25 protein-coding genes are annotated in these 20,417 nt (G+C 62.4%); 13 read left to right on the forward strand and 12 right to left on the reverse strand.

The window, feature by feature from the left end:
- Positions 1-18: 18 nt before the first annotated feature.
- Together MQW79_RS14390 and MQW79_RS14395 are read right to left on the reverse strand one after the other, a co-directional pair.
- The gene (locus tag MQW79_RS14390; RefSeq protein WP_476585157.1) at positions 19-1,272 is read right to left on the reverse strand and encodes an NAD(P)/FAD-dependent oxidoreductase; all 1,254 of its coding nucleotides are present in this window, start codon (positions 1,270-1,272) and stop codon (positions 19-21) included.
- A gap of 155 nt (positions 1,273-1,427) precedes the next feature.
- Complete coding sequence (locus MQW79_RS14395) at positions 1,428-2,354, reverse strand: LysR substrate-binding domain-containing protein (protein WP_476585158.1); 927 nt, start codon at positions 2,352-2,354, stop codon at positions 1,428-1,430.
- A 105-nt stretch (positions 2,355-2,459) separates the two neighbouring features.
- Between MQW79_RS14395 and MQW79_RS14400 the strand changes: the two genes are divergently transcribed.
- Complete coding sequence (locus tag MQW79_RS14400) at positions 2,460-2,585, forward strand: hypothetical protein (protein ID WP_476585159.1); 126 nt, start codon at positions 2,460-2,462, stop codon at positions 2,583-2,585.
- A gap of 60 nt (positions 2,586-2,645) precedes the next feature.
- Here the strand turns inward: MQW79_RS14400 and MQW79_RS14405 are convergent, their stop codons facing one another.
- Entirely contained in the window at positions 2,646-3,611 is a 966-nt protein-coding gene (locus tag MQW79_RS14405) for an extensin-like domain-containing protein (protein WP_476585160.1), read from the reverse strand.
- A gap of 102 nt (positions 3,612-3,713) precedes the next feature.
- Between MQW79_RS14405 and lepA the strand changes: the two genes are divergently transcribed.
- The 3 genes from lepA (at position 3,714) to MQW79_RS14420 (ending at position 7,349) form a co-directional block, all read left to right on the forward strand.
- The gene (gene lepA / locus MQW79_RS14410) at positions 3,714-5,519 is read left to right on the forward strand and encodes a translation elongation factor 4 (protein ID WP_476585161.1); all 1,806 of its coding nucleotides are present in this window, start codon (positions 3,714-3,716) and stop codon (positions 5,517-5,519) included.
- An 82-nt stretch (positions 5,520-5,601) separates the two neighbouring features.
- Positions 5,602-6,780 carry a toll/interleukin-1 receptor domain-containing protein gene (locus MQW79_RS14415; RefSeq protein WP_476585162.1) on the forward strand — a complete coding sequence of 393 codons (1,179 nt, stop codon included), beginning with the start codon at positions 5,602-5,604 and terminating at the stop codon, positions 6,778-6,780.
- On the forward strand, positions 6,777-7,349 hold the full coding sequence (locus tag MQW79_RS14420) for an SLOG domain-containing protein (protein WP_476585163.1): 573 nt from the start codon (positions 6,777-6,779) through the stop codon (positions 7,347-7,349). The genes MQW79_RS14415 and MQW79_RS14420 overlap by 4 nt, the downstream gene beginning before the upstream one ends.
- Positions 7,350-7,354: 5 nt before the next feature.
- Here the strand turns inward: MQW79_RS14420 and MQW79_RS14425 are convergent, their stop codons facing one another.
- Positions 7,355-7,948 (reverse strand): hypothetical protein, encoded by a 594-nt coding sequence (locus MQW79_RS14425; RefSeq protein WP_476585164.1) that lies wholly within the window; start codon positions 7,946-7,948, stop codon positions 7,355-7,357.
- 11 nt (positions 7,949-7,959) lie between these two features.
- On the reverse strand, positions 7,960-8,562 hold the full coding sequence (locus MQW79_RS14430) for a TIR domain-containing protein (RefSeq protein WP_476585165.1): 603 nt from the start codon (positions 8,560-8,562) through the stop codon (positions 7,960-7,962).
- Between the two features lie 144 nt (positions 8,563-8,706).
- Between MQW79_RS14430 and MQW79_RS14435 the strand changes: the two genes are divergently transcribed.
- Both MQW79_RS14435 and MQW79_RS14440 read left to right on the forward strand, forming a co-directional pair.
- Entirely contained in the window at positions 8,707-9,348 is a 642-nt protein-coding gene (locus MQW79_RS14435; protein ID WP_476585166.1) for a hypothetical protein, read from the forward strand.
- 469 nt (positions 9,349-9,817) lie between these two features.
- Positions 9,818-10,549 (forward strand): SDR family NAD(P)-dependent oxidoreductase, encoded by a 732-nt coding sequence (locus MQW79_RS14440; RefSeq protein WP_476585167.1) that lies wholly within the window; start codon positions 9,818-9,820, stop codon positions 10,547-10,549.
- Here MQW79_RS14440 and MQW79_RS14445 read toward each other — a convergent pair whose 3' ends face one another.
- From MQW79_RS14445 to MQW79_RS14460, 4 genes are read right to left on the reverse strand one after another with little or no spacing between them, the layout of a single operon-like run.
- On the reverse strand, positions 10,550-10,966 hold the full coding sequence (locus tag MQW79_RS14445) for a DUF2177 family protein (protein ID WP_476585168.1): 417 nt from the start codon (positions 10,964-10,966) through the stop codon (positions 10,550-10,552). It lies immediately after the preceding gene.
- Positions 10,967-10,975: 9 nt separating this feature from the next.
- Positions 10,976-11,626 (reverse strand): ChrR family anti-sigma-E factor, encoded by a 651-nt coding sequence (locus tag MQW79_RS14450; protein ID WP_476585169.1) that lies wholly within the window; start codon positions 11,624-11,626, stop codon positions 10,976-10,978.
- Positions 11,623-12,252 carry a sigma-70 family RNA polymerase sigma factor gene (locus MQW79_RS14455; RefSeq protein ID WP_476585170.1) on the reverse strand — a complete coding sequence of 210 codons (630 nt, stop codon included), beginning with the start codon at positions 12,250-12,252 and terminating at the stop codon, positions 11,623-11,625. Before MQW79_RS14455 ends, MQW79_RS14450 begins: the two co-directional genes overlap by 4 nt.
- 52 nt (positions 12,253-12,304) lie before the next feature.
- A complete protein-coding gene (locus MQW79_RS14460) occupies positions 12,305-12,445 on the reverse strand; it encodes a hypothetical protein (protein WP_476585171.1) in 141 nt (46 codons plus the stop codon).
- Here MQW79_RS14460 and MQW79_RS14465 point away from each other — a divergent pair.
- Both MQW79_RS14465 and MQW79_RS14470 read left to right on the forward strand, forming a co-directional pair.
- A complete protein-coding gene (locus tag MQW79_RS14465) occupies positions 12,444-13,793 on the forward strand; it encodes an NAD(P)/FAD-dependent oxidoreductase (RefSeq protein ID WP_476585172.1) in 1,350 nt (449 codons plus the stop codon). The two genes, MQW79_RS14460 and MQW79_RS14465, sit on opposite strands and share 2 nt — an antisense overlap.
- A complete protein-coding gene (locus MQW79_RS14470) occupies positions 13,790-14,617 on the forward strand; it encodes a DUF1365 domain-containing protein (protein ID WP_476585173.1) in 828 nt (275 codons plus the stop codon). The genes MQW79_RS14465 and MQW79_RS14470 overlap by 4 nt, the downstream gene beginning before the upstream one ends.
- Here the strand turns inward: MQW79_RS14470 and MQW79_RS14475 are convergent.
- Both MQW79_RS14475 and MQW79_RS14480 read right to left on the reverse strand, forming a co-directional pair.
- On the reverse strand, positions 14,527-15,465 hold the full coding sequence (locus MQW79_RS14475) for a Gfo/Idh/MocA family protein (RefSeq protein ID WP_476585174.1): 939 nt from the start codon (positions 15,463-15,465) through the stop codon (positions 14,527-14,529). The genes MQW79_RS14470 and MQW79_RS14475 overlap by 91 nt on opposite strands.
- A 103-nt stretch (positions 15,466-15,568) precedes the next feature.
- Positions 15,569-16,822: a glycerate kinase type-2 family protein gene (locus tag MQW79_RS14480; RefSeq protein WP_476585175.1), complete on the reverse strand. Its 1,254-nt coding sequence runs from the start codon at positions 16,820-16,822 to the stop codon at positions 15,569-15,571.
- Between the two features lie 123 nt (positions 16,823-16,945).
- Between MQW79_RS14480 and MQW79_RS14485 the strand changes: the two genes are divergently transcribed.
- The 5 genes from MQW79_RS14485 to MQW79_RS14505 are packed head-to-tail and all read left to right on the forward strand — an operon-like array spanning position 16,946 to position 19,740.
- Complete coding sequence (locus tag MQW79_RS14485) at positions 16,946-17,638, forward strand: DUF1045 domain-containing protein (protein WP_476585176.1); 693 nt, start codon at positions 16,946-16,948, stop codon at positions 17,636-17,638.
- 5 nt (positions 17,639-17,643) lie between these two features.
- Positions 17,644-18,780: an alpha-D-ribose 1-methylphosphonate 5-triphosphate diphosphatase gene (locus MQW79_RS14490; RefSeq protein WP_476585177.1), complete on the forward strand. Its 1,137-nt coding sequence runs from the start codon at positions 17,644-17,646 to the stop codon at positions 18,778-18,780.
- Positions 18,777-19,343: a phosphonate metabolism protein/1,5-bisphosphokinase (PRPP-forming) PhnN gene (gene phnN / locus MQW79_RS14495; RefSeq protein WP_476585178.1), complete on the forward strand. Its 567-nt coding sequence runs from the start codon at positions 18,777-18,779 to the stop codon at positions 19,341-19,343. Before MQW79_RS14490 ends, phnN begins: the two co-directional genes overlap by 4 nt.
- 54 nt (positions 19,344-19,397) lie before the next feature.
- Complete coding sequence (locus MQW79_RS14500; RefSeq protein WP_198877164.1) at positions 19,398-19,547, forward strand: hypothetical protein; 150 nt, start codon at positions 19,398-19,400, stop codon at positions 19,545-19,547.
- A complete protein-coding gene (locus MQW79_RS14505; RefSeq protein WP_476585179.1) occupies positions 19,534-19,740 on the forward strand; it encodes a hypothetical protein in 207 nt (68 codons plus the stop codon). The genes MQW79_RS14500 and MQW79_RS14505 overlap by 14 nt, the downstream gene beginning before the upstream one ends.
- A 49-nt stretch (positions 19,741-19,789) precedes the next feature.
- Here MQW79_RS14505 and MQW79_RS14510 read toward each other — a convergent pair whose 3' ends face one another.
- On the reverse strand, positions 19,790-20,005 hold the full coding sequence (locus tag MQW79_RS14510) for a hypothetical protein (RefSeq protein ID WP_476585180.1): 216 nt from the start codon (positions 20,003-20,005) through the stop codon (positions 19,790-19,792).
- Positions 20,006-20,417: the final 412 nt, after the last annotated feature.

Consider the following 20,417-nt stretch of genomic DNA (forward strand, 5'->3'; position numbering starts at 1 on the left):
GGGCCGGATGAGGGGACCTCAGCCCCCCGTGAACCGTTCCATGCGGAACGGGGTAATATCGATGGCCGTCGCTTCCCCGGTCATGGTCTGCGCCAGAAGCTCGCCGGTCGCCGGCCCCAGGGTAAAGCCATGATGCGCATGGCCGATGCCCACGAACAGCCCCTTGTGCTTGGGCGCCCTGGAAATGATCGGCATCATGTCGGGCGTGCAGGGGCGCGCCCCCTTCCAGGGCTGCGGATCGACCCGCTCACCGAGCGGGAACAATTGGCGCGCCGCCACTTCGGCCTTGCCCAGCTGGATCGGCGTCGGCGCCGCGTCGCGCATGGCAAATTCGGCGCCGGTGGTGATGCGGATGCCGCGCGCCATGGGCGCCATGGCATAGCCCACTTCCGGGTCGAGCAGCAGGTGGTTGAGCACGGCGCCTTCTTCGGTGCCGTAATGCATGTGATAGCCGCGCTTGACGAAGAGCGGTAGGCGATAGCCCAGCGGTTCGAGCATGTCGGGCGCCCATGGCCCCAGCGCGATCACTGCCTGCTTGGCGCGCACCAGCTTGCCGTCGATCTCGGCGCTCCAGCCTTGGCTATCGTCCCGAAGATTCTTGGCGCCGCCGCGAATGAAGGTGCCGCCAAGCTTTTCAAACAGTTTGAAATATTCGGTGACCAGCGCGCCCGGGTCCCGAACCGTCCAGGGGTCGGTCCAGTGAATGGCGCCGGCCAGCCCGCCCTTGAGGTCGGGCTCGACGGCCTTGAGGCCCGCCCAGTCGAGCACTTCAAAGCCGATGCCGAACTGGTCGCGGTCGCCCTCGGCCTTGAGGATTTCCGCCTCGAGCTTGCCCGGGCTGCGAAAGGCCAGGTGCCAGCCATAGCGCGAGATCAGCTTTTCCGCGTCCGGCCCGGCAGCCTCGACCAGGTCCGAATGGGTAATGATCGAGCGGCCGATCAGCGGCGCATAGCTCTGCACCACCTTGCGATAGTGTTCCGGCGAGCTCTCCCACCAGTATCTGAGCAGCGGCGGCGCCAGCTTGGGCAGGGCCAGCGGTTCATAGCGCGCGGCCGTGGACAGGTGCAGCCCCACCTGCAGCAATGTCTGCAGGTCGCGCGGAAAGGCATGCGGGCGCACGCCCTCGCGCTGGATGATGCCGGCATTGCCAAAGCTGGTTTCGAGCCCCGGCGCGTTTCTGTCGACCAGCGTCACGCTGCGGCCCCGGCGCAGCAGGTGAATGCCGGTGGCAATGCCGACAATGCCGGCGCCCAGAACCAAAACGTCGCTCATGCACGAATCCCCAAAGGCATATTCCTGGCGTCAGCCTATCAGAGCAGCATTGCAAGGTTCCGTCCATTTTGACGGCTGCAACCGGGTCATGCGCAACACTATTCGACAGAATGGGGCAAAATGCGCATGAAATGCCGAAAGGATTGGCGAAATCGTCAGCTGCCTGGCGTGGGTCCGGTCGTCTGGTACACATAACCCCTGGTGCTGGCGGGCACTTCCGCCGCCAGCCAGTCGCGGAACTGTTTGAGCTTTTTGGGCTCCCTTCGGCCCTTTGCCGTGGCCAGGAAATAGCCGCGGGCGCCTTTGACCGGCAACTCGAAGGGGCGCACCAGCCGCCCGTCGCTCACGGCATCGGCGGTCATCATGTCGGCCGCCAGCAGCACGCCCTGTCCAGAAATGGCAGCGTCGAACGCCAGCGACGCGTCCGAATAGACGGGGCCAGCCAGCGCCAGGGCCGGGTCGAGCCCGGCATGGTCCAGCCAGGCGGGCCAATCAAGCATGCTGGTCTGGTCGGCAATGACAGGCACATGCCGCAGGTCGTCCAGCGCCTTGAGCCGGTCGAGCAGCAGCGGCGAGCAGACCGGCTGGTAATCCTGGCCGCCGATCAGGCTGGTCTCGACGCCCGGCCAGACGCCATCGCCATAGCGGATGCCGCAGTCGATATCGGGACGGCCCAGGTCCAGCATGGCCCCGGTCACCGTCAGCCGGACTTCGATGCCGGGATGCAGGGACGAGAATTTGTGCACCCGCCAGATCAGCCAGCGCGACGCAAAGACGCTGCCCACGGTGACATTGAGCACGCCGTCATGGGCGCCGGTCAGGCTCGCCAGCCCGTCCTGCAACTGCGTGAAGCCGGCGCTCAGCTGCGGCAGCACCTGCGCCAGGTCGGGCAGCGGTTTGAGACCCTGTGGCGTGCGCGCAAACAGCTCCATGCCCAGCCGTTCCTCGGCCCGCCGCAGATGCTGGCTGACCGCGCCCACGGTCACGCCCAGCTCCTCGGCGGCCGGAGCCAGCGCCCCGCGCCGCGCCACGATTTCGATGGCGCGTAGCGCATTGAGAGGAATGGGAAAGCTCTTGCTCATATAGTTTTTCTAAACTCGTCCGCAAAGCTTGTCCATTGTAGTCAGCAGTGTTGCGGACCATTATGGGGTCATAGCAACACCATACCTCCCTACCGGAGACAGAAAATGTCCATCCTGGCCCGCCTCCTGGCGTGGCTCGGCCGTCCTGTGCCGCGCCCCGCTGCCAATCCCGATTGCCTGTCCCTGCACGACTGGGCCGACCTGCCGCCGCATCACCCCCGCTGCGGCTGACCCTCTTCCCTTCTCCCCTTGTGGGAGAAGGTGGCGCGTAGCGCCGGATGAGGGGTGCCCTCACTCGCAGATCTGCGCCATGCAGCTCTGCCCGTGACACCCCAGGTCGAGGTGGAAATGGTCCTCGTGGTCCGCATTGGCTTCCGGGCCCAGCACGGTGGTGAACCGCCCGCAGGCGGCGCCATGCGCCTGCCGCAGCAGTTTGCCCGCCAGGCTCGTGGCTGGCATCCAGTCGGCCTCGACGTCGATGCTCTGCCCGTTTTCGAGCTTGAAACCGGTCACATCGACCGCATTGGCAAAGCCGTGCTCCGAAACGAAGCCGTTTTCCGCGCTGTAGCGGTTGCGGCACATCATCGACGTGCCTGTCGCCAGCGTCGCAACCGGGCTTTCCAGCGCCGCCTTGGCATAGGCATCCACTTCGCCCACCCAGTCGGCCAGCGCCCCGGCCATTTCGCAATTGGTGGTGACCGGGCTTGAAAGGGCTATTTCGCGCCCATTGATCCGCAGCGCCGTCACGGACAGCGGTGACTTCTCCCCGCACAGGCCCTCCGCGATGGGGTCGAGCATTTCCCCCACCACCACGCCTTCAAGCAGGGCCGGGCAGGCCGTCTGGTAGATGCGGTCCGGTTCTGGTTGCGCCTCCGCCTCGGGAGCAGGATCCGCCTCGGGAGCAGGATCAGGCTCGGCAGGCTCGGTTTCGCCCGACTCCTCCGTCGCTGCCGGGTCGGCTTCGGCATCGGCTGCCTCCGGTCGCGGCCGGGGCAGGGGTGGCCCATCGTCCGGCGTTTCCGGCTCCGCTTCTCCCGCGGGACGCTCCACGACCGGCGTCGGTACGCTTGGCGCCACGGGGCGCGCCACGCTGGGCGGGGTCGGTCGCGCGGGCGTTGCGACAGCGCCTCCTGGCGCCGCGCCACGTTCGGGCAGCGCGTTCTCGACCAAGCGCCCGAAACTTTCAAAAAAATCCTGCGCATTGGCCGGCAAGGCCAGGGCGCAGAAGGCAATGAGGGTCAGTTGAGAAAGCCGCATGCGCCTCCAACGCCCGCCGCGCCCCGAATGTTGCAAAAACGCCGGGTTAACACGGCGGAAACCATCTTTCTTGGGCCTCATGCTTCTGCTATCAGCGCGGCCATGACAACGCCCCTCGCCAATATCCGCAATTTCTCCATCGTCGCGCATATCGACCATGGCAAATCGACCCTCGCCGATCGCCTCATCCAGATGACAGGCGGTCTGGATGCGCGCGAAATGAAAGAGCAGGTCCTCGACTCGATGGAAATCGAGCGCGAGCGCGGCATCACCATCAAGGCGCAGACCGTCCGGCTGAACTACAAGGCCAGGGACGGGCAGGACTATGTGCTCAACCTCATCGACACGCCCGGCCATGTCGACTTCGCCTATGAAGTCAGCCGCTCCATGTCGGCCGTCGAGGGCTCGCTGCTGGTCGTCGACGCCTCCCAGGGCGTCGAGGCGCAGACCCTCGCCAATGTCTATCACGCGCTCGACGCCAATCACGAGATCGTCCCCGTCCTCAACAAGGTCGATCTCCCCGCCGCCGACATTCCGCGCGTAAAAGCGCAGATCGAGGATGTCATCGGCATCGACGCCTCCGACGCGCTCGAAATCTCGGCCAAGACGGGCGTCGGCATCGACACCGTGCTCGAAGCCATCGTCACCCGCCTGCCCGCGCCCAAGGGCGACATCAACGCGCCCTTGAAGGCGCTGCTGGTCGATAGCTGGTACGACACCTATCTCGGCGTCGTGGTTCTGGTCCGCATCATCGATGGCGTCATGAAGAAGGGCCAGAAGATCCGCATGATGGCCTCGGGCGCCGTCTACGAGCTCGATCGCGTCGCCGTGCAGACCCCCAAGCTGGTGGAAGTGGGCGAGCTCACCCCCGGCGAGCTGGGCGTCTTCACCGCCTCGATCAAGGAAGTGGCCGATACCAATGTCGGCGACACCATCACTGATGATCGCAAGCCCACCAGCACCCCGCTGCCCGACTTCCGCCCGGCCCAGCCCGTGGTGTTCTGCGGTCTTTTTCCTGTGGACGCCTCGGACTTCGATGAACTCCGCGCCGCCATGGGCAAGCTGCGTTTGAACGACGCCAGCTTCTCCTTCGAAATGGAAACCAGCGCCGCCCTCGGTTTCGGCTTCCGCTGCGGGTTCCTGGGGCTCCTGCATCTCGAAATCATCCAGGAGCGTTTGTCCCGCGAGTTCGATCTCGATCTCATCGCCACCGCGCCTTCGGTGGTCTACGAGGTCGTCATGACCAATGGCGAGACCATGCATCTGCATAATCCCGCGGATCTCCCCGATGTCATGAAGATCGAGGAAATCCGCGAGCCCTGGATCAAGGCGACCATCCTCACGCCCGACGAATATCTCGGCGCCATCCTGAAGCTCTGCCAGGATCGCCGCGGCATCCAGAACAACCTCTCCTATGTCGGTAATCGCGCCATGGTCGAATACGACCTGCCGCTCAACGAAGTGGTTTTTGACTTTTACGATCGCCTCAAGTCGATTTCGAAGGGCTATGCCAGCTTTGACTACAAGCTCGACACCCACCGCACCGGCGATCTGGTCAAGCTGACCGTGCTGGTCAATGCCGAGCCGGTCGATGCGCTGGCCATGCTGGTCCACCGCAGTGTTGCCGAGTCACGCGGCCGCCAGATGTGCGAAAAGCTCAAGGAACTGATCCCGCCGCATCTGTTTGTGATCCCGATCCAGGCCGCCATCGGCGGCAAGATCATCGCCCGCGAAACCGTCCGCGCCATGCGCAAGGACGTCACCGCCAAGTGCTACGGCGGCGACGCCACCCGCAAGCGCAAGCTGCTTGATAAGCAGAAAAAGGGCAAAGCCAAGATGCGGCAGTATGGCAATGTGAACATTCCGCAGGAAGCGTTCATCAAGGCGCTGAAGATGGGTGATGATTAATAGGCGGCCGTCGGCTTATAGAATGGTCCACGAATAGCAGGTAGGTCTTTTACTACTTGTCTGTCGGGTCTATGAATTGGGCATGAAGAAAAACGCGCACTATCAGATAGTTTTGCTAGGAAGCATCGATAAGAGGGCCTCCTCTTTTAAGCGGAACCTCGCTGCGCGATTGCGGGACCTTGGCCTTGCATCAGAAACGGTCGCCTACCTTAACGAAAAATCCTACTCGGCGCGCGACCCCCGACGCCCGTTAATAGCAATATTCTTTGGTTACGACGGCGCGGCAGACGCTACTCACCCCATCATTACCAGTCTGTTGGATAACTCATCTCTAGTCGTTACTGCAGTGAGCGCGTTGACGAGGGTATCTTTGGAGATCCCAGAGACCCTGCGCCATATAAACGCGATTGAAATTGCCGCCAGCGGCAAAACTACTAGACTTGTATCTTTGGTACTTGAGAATTTCAGGCTGTTGCGGCGAGAGCGCAAGCTCTTCATCAGCTATAAGCGAGATGACTCTCAGGCAGTGGCCAATCAGCTATACGACGCCCTAGACTCTAAAGGTTTTGATGTATTCATCGATACTCGCTCGGTGCCCCCAGCAGCTGACTTCCAAAATGAGTTGTGGCACAGACTTTCCGACAGCGACGTAGTCGTTCTTATCGACACCCCGAAGTTCCGAGAAAGCAGGTGGACTACAGAGGAACTTACGCGGGCGAATGCGACTAACATCCAGATTCTACACGTTCTTTGGCCAGGCCAGAGCGAGGATAGTTCATCGAGCTTCAGCCATTTTCACGAGTTGACAGTAGGCGATTTCCAAGACTGGGACGTGAAAAATGCCGCTAAAGAGCTACGAGTTGGCGCCGTGGATGCGATTTGCAATCTCGCAGAAGAGTTGCGCTCTAGAGCCATCGCAGCAAGACACAGATATTTAGTCGACAGTTTTTGCGATACCGCGCGCGACCATGGATTGACGCCTAACGTCCAGCCGGAACGCTGGATATCAGTAGAAGTATCTGCGGGCAAAACGCTTGCGGTAGTCCCGACCATAGGGGTTCCAACTTCCGATCGCATAAATTACGTTTTCGACTCAATCGCAAACAACAACACCACCACGGTTCAGACTTGGATTCTATACGACAATCGTGGGATGCTCACTTCTTGGCAGAGACATCTGGCGTGGCTAGATGATTATCTGCCCGCACGTTCTGTCAGCCTTATCTCATCCTACGAGGCGCTGACGAGGATCAAGAAATGATAGATGTCTTTCTATCAGCCAGCGTGCCGCTTCCTCACCGCAATCGCAGGTACTTCGAGACGGCAGACGTTCTCTCGATCCGAGAAGCAATAAAGTCTTTAGTTGAGATTGTTCTACCTGTAGGCCGGATTACCTGCGGAGGGCACCCAGCTATCACGCCTCTGCTGGCGCTCTTTGTAGAGCAGGCCGGGCTGGACCGTGACAGGCTTACTATTTTTCAGAGCCGATACTTCGAACCGATGTTCCCAAGGCAGAATAAGCTCTTCCACAACGTAATAACAGTCGACGAAATAGTGGGGGACGAGGAAGCCAGCCTCCAATTAATGCGCGAAAAAATGATCAGAAGTCGAAGATTTGACGCAGCTGTTTTTATCGGCGGAATGGAAGGTGTAGAAGCAGAGGCTAAACTATTTCGCGACATATGGGCCGGCGTCGAAATGATACCTGTCGCGTCAACTGGTGCAGCCGCACGCGTAGTGTTCGATGCGGGCAGGTTCCCAACTCACTTCGCGACCAATTTGACTTACTCCACCTTGTTTCGCCGTTATCTGTTGCCAAAAGAGCAATAGCGCTGTCACCTCATTTGCAGCGCGCTCGGATTAGCTAGCCAGCTCTCAAATGAGCGATAATTGCTGCTGTCAGAGCTAGGGACCGGCCGACCAGCTGTGCGATTTACAAAGAGTGTTGTGCCCGCAAGCTCGATTTTGGGATAAAGACCTAGATACTCCTCCTTGGTGAAGTCTAGGGTTCTGCCATCTGGCTCAACAGGCATAATGGCAACAGCACCGTTGTGTCCATCGAAGAAGCCCAACTCCCATGGCATCCAGCGAGAACGAGTGGAGTTTTCGGAATAAAGGTACAGCAAACTCCGACTTTGCTTCATTCGGTTGCGCAAAATTGCAGCCGTCCCTGCTGAAACTTGCGATCTATCCATTTTCGGATCAATTATCCAATCTACGTATACAATCAAGCCTTGCTGCTCTAGTATATTTTTTGCCCCCAAAACTATTTCGGCATCTCTGATTGAGTGGCACAAAAAGACATCGAATCTAGCGGTGAGCGACGCTGTCTCAGTGGACTCCTTCAATATAGTTGCCGCATCTACGTACCGCTTCGCAACCTGTGCCCGCGCTGCTGAGCGAACGGAATTCTCCGTGAAATAGGCCATTTTGCCACCAACTATCGACCCGCTAGACCAGCGGCTGTCTCAATCCAACCACCAATGTTTTGCCGCCCGTTCTGCTGAGCAAAATCGTAGCTCAAGCAGTGTGAAGACAACTGCGTAACAGAAGAACTAGTTGGCGCTGCGAACCAGAGATCCGCTTCTGGAATGGCACTTGGATAATCTTCGTACTTGACCCATTTGCCATTTTTCCACTCCGCCAAGAAAATTCCGGCTTCCACTTTATAGACACCCATTTGCGCTAGCGGGTCGGCCCCCCTCGTAGCGAGCGCACCTGAGTTATCTTTTACACCGTCGATGAAGACGGTGAGCAGCCCGTTGCCCTTAACTAAACTGCGGGCGATCTCAAACCTGACCCAACGCCGTGTCCAAGTAGCGTAGCCCGCGAGCACACAGGTAACTGACGTGTTCATAAGCCCCTTACTCAAGAAGGACTTAAGCGCTTCGTCACTTACCTTTTTCGAAGCTTCCACCACGCTGCTGTCGTAGAAACCCTCTTCCTGCTGCTCATTATCATTCACAACCCAACTATTGCGGACATTCCAGGCACGCCAGACGTCTTGCTCGTAATGAAAAGAGAAAAAAGTGCGCCTCGTCATCTATCCCCACCCAGCTGAATTGGGATTCTTTAGCCAAATACAACTGATTCTACGAATCAGAGACTTCGCGTCCAAAGCTAATCCCCACCCCCTCCACCAGTGTGCACCCTCTCCTGTCCGGCATCCCGCCGAACAGGAAAAACCATGCCCACACACACCACTCCCGCGTCCTTCGGCCAAACGCCTCAGGACCAGCCTGCGCCGCAGGCTGCGCCCCACCCACCGCTCCGCGAAGGCACCACCACCAGGACCCAGGCCGAGCGCCACGAAGCCCTGTGGCTGAGCCTTGCTGCCCTGCACAAGGACACGATTGCCCTCGGCGCCAAAAGGCCCAATGCGCCGGTTTCCGAGGCAATGCGCATCAGCGCCGAAGGCCTCCTCAGCGATTGCGCCGTCTTTACCCGCAAGCGCGGCGAGCGCCTGCCGGTCGCCGCGCCCGATCTTGCCGGCCTTGCTGTCCAGCTCGGCCAGGCGTTGGCGGCGCTCGAGGGTTGGGAGGCGCGCCACACCACCTGGGACACGCGCTTTAACTGCCGCATCTGGACGCTTCACACCGGCTACCTGCCCATCATGCGCCTCCATCCGCCCGCCGCGGCGCTGAAATTCCAGCGCGACGATCCCGAGGCCATCCGCAACAAGATCGGTCGCATGATGGAGAGCCGCGAGCGCCATGCCTATGAGGAGGGCTTTGCGGCCGGTCGCGCCGCGCGGCAGGGCGCCCCGGCGAGCGAAGCGGTGCCCGAGACCGCGGCGGTCACTTATCCCCGGCTGCGCCAGCTCGATTAGACTGGCCCCATTGCCCCGCGCGGCGGCCTGCAGGCGAACAGTGGCGGGGCAGGCCGGGTGGGGGCTTTGCCTCTCCCACAGGTTCCAGGTCGGCGGCGACGGGACGAGCGATCCCCCGCCGCCGGTCAGTTCCAAAAACCGGCGCCGGAGACAGGTTTCGTCTCACTAAAACTACCCAGAGACGCAATCTGTCTCCGGTCCTGCCCTTCGAATTGTCCCGAAGGGCCGATCGTTCCGGTGGAACGACTGGAAATGAGAAGGCCACGAGACCTATGGTCGAGTGGCACACCCGGAGGCCCCCCGCCGACCGGCGCTTTCGCACGCCTGACGAAAAAATTTGGGTCAGCCCTGCGTCCATTTTCCGCTCCCAGACGTACCTGCTCTCGCAAGGGCGAGAGAATCCCAAACGCCCAGGCGGAAACCGGCACCGGTTTCCCTATGTTAGCGTCAGGACAACAGGAAAGACTGCATGATGGCCTCGGGTGAGAAGATCTGGATCATTGGTGGATCGAGCGGCATCGGCGAGGCGCTGGCAAAGGCCTATGCGGACCACAAGACCCTCGTCGTCATTTCGGGCCGAAATGAAAAGGCGCTCGAGGCGGCGCTCGCCCGCATCGGCACCGGCCAGTTTGCCGAACCGGCCGACGTCACCGATCCGGCAAGCCTTGAAAGGGTGGCAAGGCTGCATGGTCCCTTCGACAAGATCATCACCACCGCCGCGATCTATGATCCGGGCCCGGTCGGCAAGGCCGAGCAGAAAAAGGCCGAGGCGATCCTTGCGGTCAATCTCACCGGCACGTTCAACGTCGCGCGGGTGGCAAAGAACGCGCTGAAGCCGGGCGGGCAATTGGTGCTGTTCGGCTCCGCCGCCGCCATTTTCGGCCTGCCCAATGGCCAGGTCTATTCAGCGACCAAGGCCGCCATCGTCAACCTGGCGCAGTCGCTGCGGGTGGAATATGCGCCCGATGTCGATGTGCGGCTGGTGACGCCCGGCTTCGTGCGCACCCCGCTGACCGATCTCAACGACTTCCCCATGCCCGGCCTCATGGAGCCGGAGGATGCCGCCGCGCGCATTGTCCGCGGGCTCGATGGCAAGGCGTTCGAGATCGCCTTTCCCCGGCGCCTGATCTGGCCCCTGCGGCTGCTCAACCTGTTGCCGCGGCCGCTGGCCTTTGCCATGACCCGGCGGCTCAATGGCTGATTATTTGACGAGACTGACCGCAAAATAACCGGCCAGGGCGGCCGCGCCGGAGAGGAACCCGCCCCAGGCGAGGTCGATGAGGCTGATATTGAGGCTCCAGCCCTTGAGGGTGGAGAGGTTGGTCATGTCATAGGTACCATAGGCGAGCAGGCCCAGCGCCACGCCCGCAACCAGCGCCCAGACCCAGCTCCCGGCATTGGCGGCGGGCAGCACGGCAAAGCCGACAAGGCCGGCGATATAGAAGAGGTAAAACACGCCCGCCGGCACCAGATTGGGCTGTTCGAGCAGCAGGTCGCCGATTTCGGCCCGATAGAAGCCGATGCCGAGCACGGTCAGCCACAGGAAATCGAGCCCGAAGAAGACGAGGGCCGTGCCGCCATAGGCCGCAAGCAGTGTCACCAATGGAATACCAAACATATCCGCTCCTCAGATTCCCAGGATAGGCTGCACCAGCCGCAATATCCGGCTGGAGAATTTCAGCGGTGCATCGGTGATGGCCAGGCAGATGCAGTCTTCCTCCGGCCCGGCCGTCGGCGTATGCAGCACCGAGCCGTCGGCATCCTCGATATCGCCCGGCCCAAAGCTGTCGAGCTCGTCGTGAAAGCTCCCTGAAAGCACCACGGTCAGCTCGCGCCCGCCATGGCTATGCTCGGGCACCGGCTTGCCAGCGGCGATGCAGAGCAGGCGCGCCTGCGTCGTCGGGTCATCGGTCTTGATCAGGATCTGCTTGGCATTGCCCAGGTTCCGCCATTTGAGGCTGTCGACATCGCCACCGAGATAGGAGCGAAGCGGCTCGGGAATGGTGGCGCTGGCCGGACGGGTGACCGGGACAGCCCTGGCTTCGGGCTCCTGTTCGAGCCGCGACTTGAGCGCTTCCCAGCTGCCGGCTGGCGCTTCCACCGGCGGCAACTCTTCCATGAGCGCGCCACCTGCGGCTTCGGCCAGTTCCAGTTGCTTGCGGCACTCCGGGCACATGGCCAGGTGACAGGCAACCGCCAGCGACCAGCCTTCCGAGAGGGTCCCGGCGGCATAATCAAGCATCAGGTCGTCGTTGATGTGGTGGCGAATTTGGGTCATTTGAATTCCTCCAGCGCCGCGCGAAGGCGTCCGAAGGCCAGTCTGATGCGCGATTTTACGGTTCCGATCGGCAGCCCCGTCTGGGCCGCGATGGTCGAGTGCGAAGCCTCGTCGAAAAAGGAGAGGCGAATCAGCTCCACCTGTTCGGGGGGCAAGGTCTTGAGCGCCGCATGCAGCGCCGCCCCGCTTTGCCTCAGCGCCATGACGTCAGGGGCGTCGGGCTCGGGGTCGGGCGCCAAGGCGGGGTCGTCGGGGTCGATGGCAGGACGCTTCTGCTTGCGCCAGGCGTCGATCCAGATGTTGCGGGCGATGGTGAAAATCCAGGCGGCGGCCTGTCCGCGGGACGGGTCGAACTGCCCGGCCTTGCGCCAGATGGCCAGCATGGTTTCCTGCATCAAGTCCTCGGCCGCCTGCCGGTCGCGGGTGAGTTTGAGGAGATAGGCGCGGATGCGGGGCCCGAAATCGCGGAACAGGGCCTCGAAGGCGGCCATGTCATGGTTCGCGGCAATCGCCACGATCTGTCCACTGGTATCAGGGGGTGGCGCTGGTGCGGCCTCGCTCCGGTCCGTCATGCGATGCAGCCCCTCTTCTGGCGCGGGCACGGCAAGGCGACGGCGCGTTGGCAACGCTCCATCCTGACACGGCCCGGCAAGTGGGTAAATCGCAAGTGACATGTCCTCAGATACGCCGCCCCATGCGCACTGGATCAGCAGGGCCATAAAAATCTTCTCGCCGGTCCGACGAAATAATCCGGATCAGGCTGATCCATTTTTCTGCCCCGCCCGTACCTTCTCCAAACACTTTGGGACGCATGATCATGGTTCACTCCGCTTCTGGCTTTTCTCGCCTGCCTTCGGCGAGGCAGCGCATTGCCGTGGTGGGCAGTGGCGTTTCCGGCCTGTCGGCCGCATGGCTTTTGTCAAAGAATCACGATGTGGTGCTCTACGAGGCCGAAAGCCGCGCCGGCGGCCATGCCAATACGGTCGATGTGCCCGGCACCGGGCCGGTCGATACCGGCTTCATCGTCTACAATGAGAAGAACTACCCCAATTTCACCGCCATGATGAGCCATCTGGGCGTCGAGAGCATCAAGTCGCAAATGTCCTTTTCGGCCTCGCTCGATCAGGGGGGCTTTGAATATTGCGGCGAGGGGCTGGCGGGCCTTCTGGCGCAGAAGCGCAACGCTTTCCGTCCCCGCTTCTGGAGCCTGCTGCGCGATCTCCTGCGCTTTTATCGCGAAGCGCCCGCAGTGCTCGACCGACCGGATCTGCAGAAGCTGACGCTGGACGAATATCTGCGCGCCCAGCGCTATTCGCAGTCCTTTGTCGACGATCACCTCTTGCCGCTGGCAGCGGCCATCTGGTCGTCTTCGGCGTCAGACATACGCTCCTATCCGCTTCTCGCCTTTGTGCGCTTCTTCCAGAGCCACAATCTCTTGCAGATCTGGGAGCGACCCAACTGGCGCACCGTCAAGGGCGGCAGCCGCTCCTATGTGGACGCGCTTCTTGGCCAGTTTGCCGGCGAACTGCGTCTCTCGACCCCGGTCGCCAGCATTCGCCGCGATGCGTCGGGAGTAACGGTGATCGACGCGAAGGGCCAGTCCGACCGTTTCGACCAGATCCTGATTGCCAGCCATGCCGATCAGGCGCTCGGCATGCTGGAAAGTCCGAGCCAGGCCGAACGCGATCTGCTGGGCGCTTTTGGCTACACGGTCAATACCGCCGTGCTCCATGCTGACAAGCGCTTCATGCCACGCCGCAGGCGGGTGTGGAGCTGCTGGAACTACATGTCCGTCGACCACGCCGAGAGCGCCCATCCGCTTTGCGTCAGCTACTGGATGAACCGGTTGCAGAGCCTGCCCGGCCGCGACCTCTTCGTCACCCTCAACCCGCCCGGCAATCCCGAACACGAGATTGCTCGTTTCGACTATACCCACCCACTGTTCGACTCCAGGGCCATCCACGCGCAGGACAATCTCTGGCAGTTGCAGGGCCAGAACCGCACCTGGTTTGCGGGCGCCCATTTCGGTCGCGGCTTCCACGAGGATGGGTTGCAGTCCGGTCTCGCGGCGGCCGAGGCCATGGGTTCGCAGCCGCGCCCATGGATCGTGCCCAATCCGTCGGGCCGCATCACGCTGGGGCCGCCGCAGCAGGCCATCGCCGCATGAGCCCCGGCTCGTCCATCTATGTGGGCCATGTGGTGCATCAGCGGCACCGGCCGAAAAAGCACCATCTGCGCTATCGTGTGTTTTCGGTGCTGATCGATCTCGACGACCTGCCGATGCTCAACACGCTGCGCTGGTTCGGACACAACCGGGGGGCGCTGTTTTCCTTCCGCGACAGCGACCATGCCGACGGCGGTCCCCTGCGCGATTGGGTGACCGCGCAGCTGGCGGCCGAAAACCTGCCGGCGCCGGGGCGCATCCGGCTCCTCTGCTATCCCCGCATCCTTGGCTATGTCTTCAACCCGCTGACGGTCTGGTATTGCGACGGGGCGGATGGAAAGCCGCTCGCGACCATTTACGAGGTGCACAATACCTTTGGCGAGCGCCACACCTATGTGCTGCCCGCGGCCGCGCCCGAACAGGAAGCCGACAAGGCATTCTACGTCTCGCCCTTTATCGACATGGATTGCCGCTACGAGTTCCGCCTCGGCCAGCCGGACGCGCGCATCCGCGTGGCGATCAACGAAACGCAGGATGGACTGCCGCTGCTCTATGCGGCCTTCACCGGCGAGCAGCGTCCCTTCACCGACGCGACGCTGCTAAAACTGTTCTTCAGCCACCCGCTGATGACGCTCAAGGTCACGGCCGGCATTCATTGGGAAGCTCTTCGCCTCATTGCCAAGGGCATCCGCATTCGCTGGTACACGAACCGCAAGCCCAAGGCGTTAGCGGCCGGTCACCACTCGAAATCGGGGCCGTTGTCGCGGGCGCCGAGGAAGAAGACGTCGCTCATCAGCCGCAAGGGCGCTGCGTCCACGTCCGACTGACGCGCATCGAGCAGGTCGGCGAAGCGGTCATAGATGCCTGCATATTCTTCGTCGCCATGCTCGAGCACGACCTCGCCATTGATCCTGAGAGTCCGTCCTCCGCGTTCGAGCTTCAAGTCATCGCCTGTGCCCGTGGTCACCTGGATCGTCCAGATTTCTCCACTCTCTTCGAGCCAGTTGAAGCCCGAAGAGATCGGGGGCTGGTGCGGCTGGCCGGACTTGAACTGCACTTCCACATCAACAGGCGTTTGCCGGTTCCCCGGGAAAGTCAGCCTGGCGCTTTCCACAAAGACCGGAAAGGGCATGATCTTGGTGAAGATCGAATAGGCGTTGATGCCGGGGTCGCAGACGCCGAAGCCGCCGGGCTCCCACACCCAGTCCTGGCCCGGATGCCATTTGCGCACGCTTTCGCGCCAGTCGATGCGCACGGAATTGACGCCCTGGTCACTGAGGATCGCCTTGGCCCGGTCGACCGCGGCATTGTACTGGCTGTGCCAGGTCTGGAACAGCACGCGGTCCAGGCGCGCTGCATGGGCGATGAGGTCGTCGAGTTCGGAAATCGTGGTGGTGGGCGGCTTTTCCATCATCACGTCCTTGCCCGCGTCAAGCGCCTCGCGCACCAGCGTGTGACGTACCCCCGGCGGCGTGCAGATGGAAACGAGGCCAACCTCGGGCATGGCGGCATAAAGCTCGGCGGCAGTGCGGAACACCGGCACGTCATTGTGCCCGACGCCGCGCGTCGACACGGTGGCTGCCAGTTCGAAATCATCCGAGGCATCGATAACGGGCAGGTGCTGGTCGATAGCGATCTTGCCCACGCCGATCACGGCAATCTTGCGCTTGGCCATCCCGAAACTCCGTCATCAAAAGGCGCGGCTATAGAGCAGGTCTTGACCACTTCTGCCAAGACCTCCACGGCAACAAAAGTATGATTTTTATTTCCGCGGTGTCTCAGCGGATCAGGATGGCGCGGAAGTCATTGACATTGGTGCCGGTGGGCCCGGTCACGAATAGGTCGCCAATAGCCGCGAAGGCGCCATAGGCGTCGTTATTGGCCAGGGCCGCCTGCGGGTCGATCCCGGCCTCCCGCATGCGTCGTGCGGAGGTGCCGTCGACAAAGGCGCCGGCATTGTCTTCAGAGCCGTCAATGCCATCGGTGTCCCCGGCCAGCGCCATGACGCCGTCCACGCCGTCAAGCGCAATGGCCAGCGACAGCAGGAATTCGCCATTGCGCCCGCCGCGTCCCTTGCCGCGCAGGGTGACCGTGGTTTCGCCCCCGGAAAGCAGCACGACCGGCTTGTTGAACGGGCGGTTGCGCGTCGCGATTTCGCGGGCCAAAGCCGCATGGACCTGCGCCACATCGCGCGCCTCCCCTTCGATACTGTCCGAAAGGATGGCGGCCTCGATACCATTTTGGCGCGCCAGCACCGCCGCCGCCTCCAGCGACAGGGCCGCCGAGGCAATGGTTACGACGCTGTTGCCGGCAAAGACCGGGTCGCTGGCCTCCGGCGGCAGGTTCTCGTCACTGGCCAGGAGTTTTGCTGCCGTCTCCGGCAGGTCGAGCCGATAGAGCGCCGCCAGCCGTCTCGCCTCGACCCGCCCGCCCGCAAGCGGCAGGGTAGGGCCCGAGGCCACGAGGGCCGGATCGTCGCCCGGTACGTCGGAGACAACAAGCGTTGCCACACGTGCCGGCGCCGCCGCCGCCGCGAGGCGCCCGCCCTTGATGGTCGAGAACTGGTTGCGGATGAGGTTCATCACCCCGATAGGCGCGCCCGAGGCGAGCAGCGCGCGGTTGATTTCCTGTTCATCCGCCAGGTCCAGGCCCGGGGCCGGGGCCGGGAGCAGCGACGAACCGCCGCCCGAAATCAGCGCCACGACAAGGTCATCCGCGGTGAGCCCGCTCACCAGCGCCATCAGCCGGGCCGCCGCCTCTTGCCCCGCTGCATCGGGAACCGGATGCGCCGCTTCGACGATTTCGATGCGCTCGCAGGCCTCGGCATAGCCATAGCGCGTGACAACAAGTCCGGAAATCTCGCCGGTCCAGGCCTGCTCGAACGCGCGGGCCATCTGCGCGGAGGCCTTGCCGGCGCCGATCACCAACGTTTTGCCCCGGGGCGGCTCGGGCAGGTGCCGCTCTACCGCCAAAGCCGGTTGCGCTTGAGCAACGGCCTGATGGAAAAGGCTTTCGAGTAAGGAACGGGTCATGTTTGTGGAGACTTCTTCGGCATCGGGGTGGAACTTGTCGCCAGACCTCCGGCATTTGTCCAGCCCTTCAGCTTGTCAAATGCCTGCCATATAGGTCCATTAGCTCCCCGCGCAGGAGGTCCCATGCCGCAGAGATTCGCCGTCTACTACGCCCCCGCCGTCACCGATCTTCTCTGGGACCGCGCCGCGGTGTGGCTTGGCCGGGATCCTGCAACCGGCCAGTCCTATGATGGCGCCGTTGCCGGGCTGGATCGCACCCGCCTCCTCAATCTCACCCAGTCGGCCGGACGCTACGGCTTCCACGCCACGCTCAAGCCGCCAATGGCGCTGGTGGCGGGCGAAACCGAGGATTCGCTGCGCGCCGCCATGCGAGAGGCCGCCGCCGAATTGCCCAGGGTCGCCCTCGGACGGCTGAGGATCGCCAGTCTCGATGGATTCCTCGCCCTCGTGCCCGATCCGGAAGGCAATCCGCAATTGCAGGATTTCGCAGCCCATGTGGTGGAACGCTTCGAGCCGTTCCGCGCGCCCCTGAGCATGCGCGATCGCGCAGCGCGCATCGCCGGGGGGCTTAGTCCGCGCCAGCAGGAGCTGCTTGATGCCTATGGCTATCCCTATGTGTTTGACCAATTCCGCTTTCACATGACGCTGAGCGACCGCCTCGCCCCCGAAGATTTCGACGCTGTGCTGCAGGCGGCGCAGACCTGGTTCGGCCCTGTGCTGGATGCGGAAATGACGCTGGACCGGCTGGTGCTTTTCAACGAGCGGGAGAACAAACTGCCGTTTAACCGCGTCGCCGAATTTGCCCTTGGAGAGTGAGCTTTTTGTCCGAAACTGCCTTTTGCAACGCCCGCATTGTCCTCGCCGATGAAATCGTCACCGGAAGCCTCCTGGTGCGGAACGGCCGGATTGCCGCCATCGACACAGGCGCTGGCGGCGAGGGGGAGGATCTGGGCGGCGATTTCCTGATCCCGGGCCTCGTGGAACTGCATACCGATCACCTCGAGAACCACTATCGTCCGCGCCCGGGCGTGTTCTGGGATCCGCTGGCGGCGCTGCATGCCCATGACGCGCAGGTCGCCGGATCGGGGATCACCACAGTCTTCGATGCGGTGCGCATCGGGTCCGACGTTGACCTGCCCGACATGCTCGAGCATGCCGAAAAACTGGTCTCGGCGGTGCGCCAGGGCGGCGAGGCCGGCTGGCTCCGCAGCGAGCATTTCATCCACCTGCGCTGTGAATTGCCCAGCCACGACGTTGTCGCCCATTTCGATGCGTTGGCCGATCATCCCTCGACGCGTCTCGCCTCGGTCATGGATCACACGCCTGGCCAGCGCCAGTTCCGCTCCCTCGAAACCTACAAGGGTTTTTATGCCCGCCACATGGGCGGCACGCCCGAGGAAGCGCAGGCCTATATCGATGCCCGCCAGGCCGAGCATGAACGCTATGCGACGCCCAACCGGCAGGCCATAGTAGAGCGGGCCCGCCGGATGAATATTGCGCTGGCCAGCCACGACGATGCCACGCTTGCCCATGTCGATGAGGCGGAGGCCGACGGCGTCGCCATTGCCGAATTTCCCACCACGCTGGAAGCGGCATCTGCCGCCCATGCGGCCGGGCTCGCCATCCTCATGGGCGCGCCCAATGTGGTGCGTGGCAAGTCGCATTCGGGCAATATTTCCGCCACCGACCTGGTTGCAGCCGGTCTTCTGGATATTCTGAGCTCCGACTATGTGCCCTTTGCGCTGCTGCAGGCGGCCTTCGTCCTGCCCAGCCGCGTCGAAGGCCTTGACCTGCCCCGGGCGCTTGCTACCGTGACCAGCAATCCGGCGCACGCCGCCGGATTCGACGATCGCGGCGTCATTGCGCCGGGCAAGCGCGCCGATCTGGTGCGGGTCGCCGCCGGGGGCACGCTACCGGCAGTACGAAGTGTCTGGCGTGAAGGAACACGTGTGAGTTGACCGATAGGCCGCCCGGAGTTCTGGTTCTCGTTATCGGCCCGTCCGGGGTCGGCAAGGATACGCTGATCGGCGGCGCCCGTCAGGCGCTCGACGGAGACAAGCGCTTCAGCTTCGTGCGGCGCCTCGTGACCCGGCCAGCCGACATCGACCTCGAGGATCATGTCAGCCTTGACCCGGCCGAATTCGCGCAGGCCCAGCGGGCCGGACGTTTTGCGCTGACCTGGCAGGCCCACGGCCTCGACTATGCCCTGCCCATTGGCGTCGACACCGACTTGACGCTGGGGCGCGTCGTGATTGCCAATATCTCACGCCATGCCGTTCCGGCGGCCCTGGCCAAATATCCGCTCTGCCGCGTTATTCAGATTTCCGCCGAGATCTCTCTCAGGGCCGAACGGCTCGCCCGGCGCGGACGCGAAAATCGCGATCAGATCGTGGCCCGTCTGGCGCGCGAAGGTGCAGCCCTGCCGGCCGATGTGTCGCCCATCGTCATCGACAATTCCAGCTCCGTCGGCATTGGCGTCACCGCCTTTGTCATGGCCCTGCGCCGCATTGCCGAGGATTGAACCGAACCCGGTTCTGCGCGTTGGATCCCTGATCCAAAGCGTCAGGAGTTTTTCGTGTCTCGCAATAGTCTTTACGGCGTGATCGCCATTCTGGTCATCGCGCTCGTTGCCTTCGGCATCTACACCTATCAGCAGCAACAGGCCCGGCCCGGCATCGAGGTTCGTGTCGACGAGCAGGGGATTTCGATAGATGGAAACAGCTAGTGATGTCATCGGCCTGCGTCGCCAGGCCATTGCCACGGCCCTGACGGCCGAAATCGAGCGGCAGGCGCAATCAGGCGCTTCACGCCTCGATGTCGAAGCGCTGGCCGGCGCCGTCGAACGCGCAATCGATCCAGCGCCGCCCGCTGCCGAAGGCAAGCGGCCGTCCGAGCTCAATGCCACCAATGACGATTGATGTTGCCAATGTCCCATGAAAAAGCCGGTGGCTGCTGCCACCGGCTTTTTTATGCGGTTTCGCCGTCCGCGACGGCCTGGCTGACGGCCAGGTGCGCCGTTTCGATCGACGGAAACAGCAGTCCATCCATCGCAAAGGCGGGAAGCTTGACGGCCACGAACTTGTAGCCGCCTTCGGCCGGCACGACGACGCCCTGGGGTTCGCCTGCCACTTCTATGACGATGGGTCTGAGCCGTTCGGCCCTGTTCAGATTATTTTCCTGCATGGGTGGAATCTCCACTTGCGCGCTCGTCCAGCACTGGCGCCTTCAAGAGAAGGGCGACTGGTCGCTGGCAGCACGGGTTCTATCGGATTATTGAGACGGGGATGTGACGCGAGTTCACATTCGTTTCGAGCGACAGGACCCTTGCCAGCGTTTGGCGGCTTGCAGGTTGCCTACTACGGTCAAACACGTGGCTTGGATTGTAAGGGTCGTCGATGTCGTCATCGTCATTCCTTTCCCAGCAGGTGTTGGACGGTAAGCTGCCACGCCTTTGCGGCGCAGCGAAGGCAAGATAAGCGACGCGTTCAGGTTTTGCCAGTGCACCTTTATGCGTATTGGCGACAAAATCTGGAAAACTTGCTCCCGAAATCGCGTCGCCCTAAAATGTTGATACATGTGCTCATGATTACTGGCA

The organism is Devosia sp. Micro-HW1 (assembly GCF_056341075.1).

Bases quoted from the DNA above. Each gene is read 5' to 3' on its own strand.
- MQW79_RS14415 (WP_476585162.1), top strand. From the start codon at position 5,602: ATGAAGAAAAACGCGCACTATCAGATAGTTTTGCTAGGAAGCATCGAT.
- MQW79_RS14505 (WP_476585179.1), top strand. From the start codon at position 19,534: ATGGAAACAGCTAGTGATGTCATCGGCCTGCGTCGCCAGGCCATTGCC.
- MQW79_RS14480 (WP_476585175.1), bottom strand. From the start codon at position 16,822: ATGACCCGTTCCTTACTCGAAAGCCTTTTCCATCAGGCCGTTGCTCAA.
- MQW79_RS14485 (WP_476585176.1), top strand. From the start codon at position 16,946: ATGCCGCAGAGATTCGCCGTCTACTACGCCCCCGCCGTCACCGATCTT.
- MQW79_RS14390 (WP_476585157.1), bottom strand. From the start codon at position 1,272: ATGAGCGACGTTTTGGTTCTGGGCGCCGGCATTGTCGGCATTGCCACC.
- MQW79_RS14440 (WP_476585167.1), top strand. From the start codon at position 9,818: ATGATGGCCTCGGGTGAGAAGATCTGGATCATTGGTGGATCGAGCGGC.
- MQW79_RS14435 (WP_476585166.1), top strand. From the start codon at position 8,707: ATGCCCACACACACCACTCCCGCGTCCTTCGGCCAAACGCCTCAGGAC.
- MQW79_RS14430 (WP_476585165.1), bottom strand. From the start codon at position 8,562: ATGACGAGGCGCACTTTTTTCTCTTTTCATTACGAGCAAGACGTCTGG.
- MQW79_RS14450 (WP_476585169.1), bottom strand. From the start codon at position 11,626: ATGACCCAAATTCGCCACCACATCAACGACGACCTGATGCTTGATTAT.
- MQW79_RS14395 (WP_476585158.1), bottom strand. From the start codon at position 2,354: ATGAGCAAGAGCTTTCCCATTCCTCTCAATGCGCTACGCGCCATCGAA.
- MQW79_RS14425 (WP_476585164.1), bottom strand. From the start codon at position 7,948: ATGGCCTATTTCACGGAGAATTCCGTTCGCTCAGCAGCGCGGGCACAG.
- MQW79_RS14470 (WP_476585173.1), top strand. From the start codon at position 13,790: ATGAGCCCCGGCTCGTCCATCTATGTGGGCCATGTGGTGCATCAGCGG.
- MQW79_RS14405 (WP_476585160.1), bottom strand. From the start codon at position 3,611: ATGCGGCTTTCTCAACTGACCCTCATTGCCTTCTGCGCCCTGGCCTTG.
- MQW79_RS14510 (WP_476585180.1), bottom strand. From the start codon at position 20,005: ATGCAGGAAAATAATCTGAACAGGGCCGAACGGCTCAGACCCATCGTC.
- MQW79_RS14420 (WP_476585163.1), top strand. From the start codon at position 6,777: ATGATAGATGTCTTTCTATCAGCCAGCGTGCCGCTTCCTCACCGCAAT.
- MQW79_RS14465 (WP_476585172.1), top strand. From the start codon at position 12,444: ATGGTTCACTCCGCTTCTGGCTTTTCTCGCCTGCCTTCGGCGAGGCAG.
- MQW79_RS14400 (WP_476585159.1), top strand. From the start codon at position 2,460: ATGTCCATCCTGGCCCGCCTCCTGGCGTGGCTCGGCCGTCCTGTGCCG.
- MQW79_RS14460 (WP_476585171.1), bottom strand. From the start codon at position 12,445: ATGATCATGCGTCCCAAAGTGTTTGGAGAAGGTACGGGCGGGGCAGAA.
- MQW79_RS14445 (WP_476585168.1), bottom strand. From the start codon at position 10,966: ATGTTTGGTATTCCATTGGTGACACTGCTTGCGGCCTATGGCGGCACG.
- MQW79_RS14475 (WP_476585174.1), bottom strand. From the start codon at position 15,465: ATGGCCAAGCGCAAGATTGCCGTGATCGGCGTGGGCAAGATCGCTATC.
- lepA (WP_476585161.1), top strand. From the start codon at position 3,714: ATGACAACGCCCCTCGCCAATATCCGCAATTTCTCCATCGTCGCGCAT.